The sequence below is a fragment of the Calditrichota bacterium genome (assembly GCA_014359355.1).
Classification (GTDB): domain Bacteria; phylum Zhuqueibacterota; class Zhuqueibacteria; order JANLFK01; family Oleimicrobiaceae; genus Oleimicrobium.
Genome location: JACIZP010000224.1, coordinates 1 through 6,684 on the forward strand (window position 1 = coordinate 1; position 6,684 = coordinate 6,684).

Sequence of the window (6,684 nt, forward strand, 5' to 3'; positions counted from 1 at the left end):
GTGAGCTCCACCGTGTCGATGTCAATCCGTCCCCCACCGAAGGTCGTAGGCTTGCTACCGGGCCAAAGGTTGGCTTTCCAGTAACCCACTTCCAACCAGGGCGACCACCCAGTCCCATAGGGCACACGAATAAGCACTCGGAAACCACCGCTGTCGCCGGGTGCCGAGCCATTCCACGAGGGCAGGCCGACGTCGAACGGGAAGGGGGCACTCTGGACCTGAGTGACGAGGCTTCCACTCGTTGCGCCTTCGGCTAACTGGACTCCTCGCCCGTCCGGGGTGCGCACGATATTCACGATGCTGGTAGCCCCGGCCAGGAGCGAGTCCGCTCCTTCCAGGATAAACTGCTGATCCGGATAGGATGCACGTGCCCCTGGTACGCCCAGCCCAAGCAGAGCGACAAGGAGCAGCATCCCTTTGCGCCTTCTCAGCAAACCAGCTCTACCACTCCGTCTTTCCACGCCAACCATGTGGCCCTCAATTTCTCATGTTAACTGCGATGAGTGAGCACAAGATCGACACTCGCCTATTGCTCCGCCAGTCGTACCGTCTGGTCACAGCAGCCGCGCCTTTTTTCTCACCAGTGCCCGGTCTTTCCAGGTCGCCTTGCCGGTCAGGGTACGCACCATGGATTCCACGCCGATAAACGCCGAAGCGGTAATGACAGCCGGGTAAAGGCAGCACAGCCGCTTGGGCATTCTGGTGGCGGTTGCGACCATCAGCCACAGAAGGCAGTTGAGGCCGATCGTCACAAGCGCGGCAATGGCGGAACCGCTGAGACCTCCCCTCAACACACCGGAGAAGGCGGTGCCCAACGGGTGCCACGTGATGAGCATCAGCCATGACCAGACGAACACTGCCACCAGCAAGCGGTAGTTGAACAGAGCGAAATAGTTCTTCGCAAACCCCTTTCTCGCCTCGGACCAGCCCCGGTACATGCGAGCAGTGACGAGCTCGGTGGCGTTGACCAGGCGCCAACGTCGGCCAGCTTTCTTGATTCGCCTGGCCAGCTCCATGTCCTCGGTGGCGTGGTCGCGCACGGCAGCGTGGCCGCCGACCTGCTCGTATGCCTCACGCCGAATGAGCAGGAACTTGCCATTAGCCGCCACCAGCGCGCGGTTCTTGCGCAGCCAATAGGCTATGGGAACCGGGAGCAGGGTGAGGATGCTCCACGCCGGAAACGGCACCGTGACCAGCTCTCCAAAGCTGTGGATTTCCAGCCCGGTGATGGCCGTGAGCAGATCTGCCTCTGTCCTTTGCAAGGCAGCCACTGCCCGGGCCAAGGTCTCCGGGTGATGCCGCGTATCCGCGTCGGTGAAGAAGAGCAGCTCGCCGGTGGCGGCCGCCGCAAGTTGATGACAGGCCCAGGGCTTGCCGTTCCACCCCTCCGGCAAAGGATCGCCGTGCACCAGGCGGACGTGAGTTCCGCCTATCGCGCGCACCGCTGCAGCGGTTTGGTCTGCGGAGTCATCGTCCAGGACAAGCAGCTCAAAATCCGCGTAGGATTGGGCTGCCAGCGACGACACGCATGCAGCAATGCTCCCCTGCTCGTTGCGCGCCGGCACCAGAACCGAAACCCGCGGCTGTGGCGAATGGGGGCGAAAGCGAGTCAGACGAGGCAGTGCCCGGAGATTGACTGCGGCGATGACAAGCTGCACAGCCACGAAGAGCAGAATACGCCAGGAGTCAATAATGAGGCTCACGCCGTGCTCCTGCGTGCGCGCAATTCCCGCCGATGGGTGAACATGAGGAGAGCAAGGTTCGCCATGGCGGCTGCCAACAGAGGACCGGCACCGAAGCGCAGACCAACGAACAGCGTTGTCGCAGCCATTGCTGAAACCACCACCCAAGCGTCCGGTAGGCGGAGGAGGAACTTGGCCGCCGCGCAGGTGCCACCCAGAACGCAGGGAACCTGCCAAGCGGTGAGCCCGGTCCAGACACCGAAAGTAACGGCAATCCCCTTGCCGCCGCGACCTGCCAGCCACGGCGAAAAGATGTGACCCAGCACTGGCGCCATGGCGATGAGCGGCAGAAGCCATCCCCAACGCGAGGCCTCCGGCGCCGACAGCGGCCAGGTGGCCAATGCCACGGGAACTGCCCCTTTGAGAAAGTCCAGAAAGCCTCCAGCGAGTCCGATGGCCGGGCCTGCCGCCTTGATTGCGTTCGCTGCTCCAGGGTTGCCGTCGCCCACGCTGCGCACGTCCTTGCCCACCAGCAATCCCAGCCAGTAGGAAAACATGAGCGAACCGCTGAGGAAGCCAGCTGTTGTCCAGAGGGCGGTCGCCACTGCAGTCGGTTGGCCGTGCATGGTGTTCACCTCGGCCCCTTCAACGCACCAGGACGCAACGACGCGTCTGCTGCCAGTGTGCGGTGCGTGCCTGCACAAAATAGACGCCACTGGGCAGCAGCCTGCCCGCATCGTCGCGTCCGTCCCAGGTTAGCCGCTGCTCGCCTGAGGGCAACTGACCATCGCAGAGCACCGCCACCTGCTCACCCATCACGTCATACACCGCCACCCGCGCTTCCGTTGGTTCAGGCAGGAAGAGCGCCAAGGAGGTCGACGTGTTGCAGGGGTTCGGGTAGGGCTGGCTCAGCGCACAGGGAATCCCGCCCGGGCCGCCGCTCGCGACGGACACGCTGGTTAGGTGGGCCTCGTAGGCCTGGTGAAGAACCGAGAGCGCACGCGTCGCCAATTCTGCCTCGGCCTGGAGCATTACCTGCGGCGGCACCGCCGTGGCCCGCCACAACACCATCAGACTATCGGCGGTGGCGAAAATGGCATCTTCCTCCGCGAAGAGCTTGGGCCAGAATCCGCCCCCTTTGCCATCGCGCAGCTTGTAGGAGTCGATGTAGTTGTTGTTTTCCGCATAGTCGAACAACAAACTCTTGATGGCCAGTGCGGCATCACACAACGGGGCGGTCGGTTCGCCATCGGCGGCAGGAGGCGTGTTACCCACTGGCCAATAGGGGACGGCAATGGCGCCCGCCGGCTGTCCCAGGATGGCCCACATGGTACTCAAACGCGCCGGCTCACCTGCTCGCACGCCCTGGATGACGGCCGCCGCCACCGAAGTGGAGCGGCAGATGCTGAGGTAGCAGTAGATGTAGCCAAAGGGTCTGTTGCTTTGCCACCGTGCCGGGAAGGGCACTGGCACGGGATTGCTGTTAGCGTCAGAAAAGTCGCGCATTTGCGTCCGAAGGATGCTGCGATAGCCAAGCGTGTCCCCGGTCCAAAAGTCGGCAATCAGCTTAGTGGTTCGCCGGTAGCGTTCAATACCGCTGCTTCCACCACCGTGGAGGGCAAAGTTGGTGCGCAACACATAACCCTGAGGGGCGACTGAAGAGTCATTGGCGTCGTACTTCCAGTACTGCGTGCCGGCGGTCTCAAAAATGGCCGCAGCCCCGGTGCTGTCAATGACGGCAAAGTTTGCCTGGGTGGTGCGCCCGGTAAGGTTGGTGCGGTCGAGAAGGGTCTGGAACTCTGCCACCGACGCACAGGTGCCAAGCGCCTCCTTCATCAAGGTGCCATTGCCAGGACCGGCGGCAGCAGCTGGCAAGTCGCTTGACAGGGAGTTGAGAATGGCAAAGCCCTTTTCGTTCACGCCCATCCACGGAGTGGTGGATCCGGCGCTTACCACCGCTAAAAAACGGTAGGTAGAGCCGACCACCCACACGACCTCATTATTGACCTGGTCGGCGTCTCGGGTTTTCCACACCAAGGGACGCCCATCAGCGGTAGCCCGGCCAGAGGCCACGCCGATGGTGCACTCCTCCAGTTGCTGTTTGGGCAACTCCTCCCATGGCCCTCCAGCTGGGGCCATCGCCATGACCCCTGCCAGAACTATGCCCACCACGATGGTGGGGCGCATCCTCATCCTCACCACCACACCTGACCACGGGCTTGTCCTGACCATTGACAGGTATCGTGCGTCTGTTGCCGCGTCGCAAGCAGCAAGACGTCGTAGGTCCATTGTGGCACAAGGCCTCCTCTGCTATGCCATGGAACTGCAGGTGCCAGAATCTTCGCCCTCAGGTGCTCAGGCTTGACAAGCTCCACCCTAGCTGCACCGCGCCTTCGCCACCTGGCTGAGCTACGCCGGGAATCGGCTGATCACCGCACCATCGTCACCTTCCGGATGAAACGCGCAAGTTCCTGGCCTTGCTGGTCGTGAACCTCCAACAGGATCAGGTATACCCCGCTGGCCAGTTCCCTTCCACGTCCATCCTTGCCATCCCAACGCACGGCTCCGCGGCCTGAAGGCTGCCTGCCGTGCAGGAGGGTACACACCTCCTGCCCGAGCAGGTTCCTCACCGTCATTTTCACCACTGCAGGCCGCGGCAACGAATAGGCGATTTCGGTTTGGCCATTGAAGGGATTGGGGAAACACGGATAGAGGCAGTATGAGTCAGGAACTTCCTGACCGCCACTTACTGCAACCGAGGTTGCCAACCCATCTTTGACCAAGACATCATCGATGTTCCAACCGCCCGCCACGAGGTTGTCGCCGTTGGATGTGAGTCCAAAAGAGACCACCACCTGGGGATTGCCGTCAGCAATGGCCGAAATGTCCACAAGCTGGACCGTCCAGCAGCGGTCAAAGAGCCCTTCTGGAGGACTTGTCCAGACCACCTGGTCATTCACCAAGACGGTAGCAACGTCGCCGGCGCGCACATTGAGCCATCGCATGAAACGTAGCCCCACCTTCTGGTAGCGGCTGCAGTCGATGGTTGGGGAGTTCAGGTAGCAGTTGACATTGGCTTGGTAGGATCCGTCCCAACCTTCGCCTCCCAAGTCGTTGCCCCAACAATACTGACCCGAATAGGCTGAGCGGGGATCTTGCCCGCTTGCCTTTCCTTGGGGAGTTCCCCACTGCCAGTCGTCCTGGAGATTGGATGGGTTGCCCCGCACCTCATGCCACCAGCGGCTGTCGGCCACCTCCAAGTCGTCGAAAAAACCTGCTACACAGGCGTAGCGGAAGGACTCTATGGCGGTGTACTTTTCTGCGCTAACCAACGTCAGACGGAAGTGGGCCACATGCGCCGCTGGCGCGGCAGCTGGCAGCTCAGCCCTAAACAGAAAGACCCCCGCTTGGCCGGGCTCAATGGCCTCTACCGTGTCCATGGCAACGGGCAATCTCACCCACTCACTCGCACATGTAAGGGTGCCGCGTACCTTGGTGGCGGTCATGCCGCCGTGGTTTGCTACCACTACTTTGAGAGCAACCTCCTCCCCTGGTTCCAGTGCGCCATTGTCGTTGGCCAGACTGTCCCCTACCACTACGCGCGCGTACTGAAGCAAGGGAGCCTCGATGTCCAGGAAGAAGTCGAGGTCGAGGCTCAGTCCGCCCGCGTCTCTGATCTGAAGCTGCAAGGGGAGCTGAAAACCATGTGGGGTGCGGTAGAACACCCGCAGCACAAAGCTCTCCCGCGGCCAAACGGTCGTATCCACAGGGAGGTCTCCGTATGAGACTGTCCCCTTGAGCACCGTGCCGTTGGCGTGTTGGGCCACCAGGGTCGCGGTGAGGTTCTCGGCCGGGTTCCTGCCCGTATTGCGCAGCGGGATGCGCAATTCAATGGTCTCTCCCGCTTCCACCCTCCCGTTGCCGTTGCCTGCGCTCGCCCCTGAGCTATCGTCGTCCACTATTATTGCGCTGATGCTGGGCAATGCGGCAGGCGGCAGCGCTATGTCGACCAAGCTCCACCCGGCGCTGGCCACCGTCACCTGCTCGCTGACAGGCAGAAACCCTGGCGCCCAGGCACGCACCGTGTAGCCACCGGGTGCAGCAAAACGGTGGAAGCGGCCATAGCCCGCCTCGGCCCTGCGCGGTGTCATCCCTGGGCGGTCGTACTCAAGGATGCTGACCTCTGCGGCCACAGGCGCGCCCGTCTCTGCATCCCGTACGTGTCCGTACACGCCGGGACCAGCTACCGTTTTCTCCAGCAGGTACATTGCCCCGGCCAAGTTGTCGGCAGCCACCCGGCGCGCCACCGGCCCGGGGGGAATAAACTCCGTCCCCGTTTCGATGAGAAGCTCGTAGACCCCTGCCACGGCAAATGCCCACGGGTAGCTCTGGTTGGTGGCATTTGTGCTCCCTCCCGGCTGGTAGAACCCGCCCCCCAGACGAGGGATGCGATTGGCAACTGCCGCCGCAAAGGCGTCCAACAAGGGCGTCTCCGGTATGGTGGAGCCGTATACACCACGCGCATAGTAGATTTCTTCAGCGTAGCTATGGTAGGAGATGGAGCAGAGAAAGCGCTCCCGCAACACCAGATCGCGCTTGGCTTGCGTCTCCGCCTCCGAGAAAGGAGCCGGACCTCGATACGTCCAGCTCGTCATGTCCCCAGAACCACCCTCCGTCCACCGGTAGTCGTAGTTGCGGTTTAGGTCGACGCCGTCGAAGCTGACATCAAAGCGGCCGTTGCCGTTGTTGTCCCGCAGATTCTTTCGCCACCACGGGCTGCCCAGGTCGTTATCCACGATGTACTTGTAGCCCTCAGGATTCAGAATGGGGGCAACCCAGATTTCCAGCTCATTGACCGCCGTGGTAACGAGAGGATCCTTGCCATAGTTTTCCAACAGATGCCGGACAAGAAGCAAACAGCACTCCATGCCCAGCGGCTCGCGGGCATGGTGCATGCCATCGTAGAGGACGGTGAACTCGTCTTCATCAAGCGCGGCATTAT

Annotated in this window: 5 protein-coding genes; all 5 read right to left on the reverse strand. The window is 62.0% G+C overall.

Going from position 1 to position 6,684, the window contains the following annotated elements; all coding sequences use genetic code 11:
- Positions 1-434 (reverse strand): hypothetical protein (locus H5U38_10020; GenBank protein MBC7187357.1); only part of this gene is annotated, 434 nt, incomplete at its 3' end.
- Between the two features lie 120 nt (positions 435-554).
- Positions 555-1,703, reverse strand: coding sequence for a glycosyltransferase (locus H5U38_10025; GenBank protein MBC7187358.1), 1,149 nt, complete (start codon positions 1,701-1,703; stop codon positions 555-557).
- A complete protein-coding gene (locus H5U38_10030) occupies positions 1,700-2,308 on the reverse strand; it encodes a glycerol-3-phosphate acyltransferase (protein ID MBC7187359.1) in 609 nt (202 codons plus the stop codon). Before H5U38_10030 ends, H5U38_10025 begins: the two co-directional genes overlap by 4 nt.
- Positions 2,309-2,327: 19 nt before the next feature.
- Positions 2,328-3,971 (reverse strand): T9SS type A sorting domain-containing protein, encoded by a 1,644-nt coding sequence (locus tag H5U38_10035; protein MBC7187360.1) that lies wholly within the window; start codon positions 3,969-3,971, stop codon positions 2,328-2,330.
- A 140-nt stretch (positions 3,972-4,111) separates the two neighbouring features.
- Positions 4,112-6,684, reverse strand: a 2,573-nt coding sequence (locus tag H5U38_10040) for a hypothetical protein (GenBank protein MBC7187361.1), incomplete at its 5' end; no start/stop codon positions are given.

Bases quoted from the DNA above. Each gene is read 5' to 3' on its own strand.
- H5U38_10030 (MBC7187359.1), bottom strand. From the start codon at position 2,308: ATGCACGGCCAACCGACTGCAGTGGCGACCGCCCTCTGGACAACAGCT.
- H5U38_10035 (MBC7187360.1), bottom strand. From the start codon at position 3,971: ATGGACCTACGACGTCTTGCTGCTTGCGACGCGGCAACAGACGCACGA.